The sequence below is a fragment of the Photorhabdus noenieputensis genome, assembly GCF_018448935.1.
GTDB classification, from domain to species: Bacteria; Pseudomonadota; Gammaproteobacteria; order Enterobacterales; family Enterobacteriaceae; genus Photorhabdus; species Photorhabdus noenieputensis.
Genome location: NZ_RCWC01000118.1, coordinates 1 through 1,378, shown reverse-complemented (window position 1 = coordinate 1,378; position 1,378 = coordinate 1). Strand labels below are relative to the sequence as shown.

The window sequence follows — 1,378 nt, the reverse complement described above, 5'->3', positions numbered from 1 at the left end:
GGCTCAGCGGCTGACAGCAGAAGGCGTCAGCCTTGTGCGCCACACCCTTCGATGCTAACCCGCGGGGGCGCAAGACATAATGCCAATTATACGCATTAAGCCGCTCATCAATGCTCAGGCGGTTGCCCGGGCTCACCGGCGCAGTGCGTATAATTCCCCCGCATTATGTTGAATAGGCGTTGGGCGGCCTGTACTGGCTTAACGGGGACGCCCGTGGTTGAGCCGCCTGACGACTATTTACCCCCGCGTGCGCCGAGGCTGACGGGCAGTCCGGCCACGGTCTGCCCCCACACCGAACCCGCCCAACTCAACGGGGACGGGCGGACGCTCAGCGGCTATCGGAGGTTCAGGTCGGCTCTGGGCTGTCCGGCGGCGTGTCCGTGCCGGCGTTATCGTCGGCGTACAGGTCGGCCAGTAAACCCACCTCATCGGCGTCGCGGACTTTTTCGTCGGCCATTTGCTCCGCCGGATGCGTACTGGCGTGTACCGCCTGCAAGGCCCGGATAGAGACCTGCGTATACACCTGGGTGGATTCCACGCTGGCATGGCCTAACATGGCCTGTATCCAGCGCAGGTCCGCGCCGTTCTCCAGCATCTGGGTCGCCATCGCATGCCGGAACAGGTGGCAGGCACCTTTTTTCTCAATGCCGGCGGCCCGGATATAACCGCTCACGGCATGGGTGATACCGTTCGGCTGCAACCCGTCGAGACCGTCCATTGCCACGAACAGCGACTGGATGTCCGGGGTGACCAGCAGTTGCGGGCGAACCTGCTGCTGATAGAACTGGAGCCAGTTTAAGGCCCGTTCGCCGAGGGGCAATACCCGGTCTTTATTCCCCTTGCCCTGCCGGATGGTCACCGTTTTGCGTGACCCGTCAATGCTGTAGATATCGAGCCGGGCCGCTTCACTGCGTCGTATCCCCGTTGACCAGAGCAGCTCCATCAGGGCCCGGTCGCGCGCGCCCTGCAACGTATTCGGGTCAGGCAGCGACAGGATATGCTCGATTTCATCAATGCTCAGGATATACCGCGGCAGGCGTTTTTCTTCCCGCGGCAACTCAATGTCCGCTGCCGGGTTCGCCAGTATCAGGTTCTGTTTCGTCAGCCACTTGAACCACACCTGTAACGGCTGCAACTGCGTGCGTTGGGTGCGGATGCTCAGCGGCTCTCCGTTGGTCTTGCGGTACTGGTACAGGTAGCGCTGGTAACGTTCCAGTATCGGCCGCGTGATATCCGCAGCATAGTACAGGCCCCGGTCCGTGGCCCACAGGATAAAGTGATAGGTGTGATGGGTCTGCACTTTCAGCGTGGTTTCCGACCAGTTCCGTTCCTGCCGCCAGGCCACGAAGCGCAGCAGCAGTGCATACAGGCTTTTCGG

1 protein-coding gene is annotated in these 1,378 nt (G+C 61.6%); it reads right to left on the bottom strand.

What is annotated here, in order from left to right:
• Nucleotides 1-346 precede the first annotated feature (346 nt).
• On the bottom strand, nucleotides 347-1,378 hold a 1,032-nt coding region (gene xerC, locus EAE91_RS23420), incomplete at its 5' end, for a site-specific tyrosine recombinase XerC (RefSeq protein WP_214090536.1).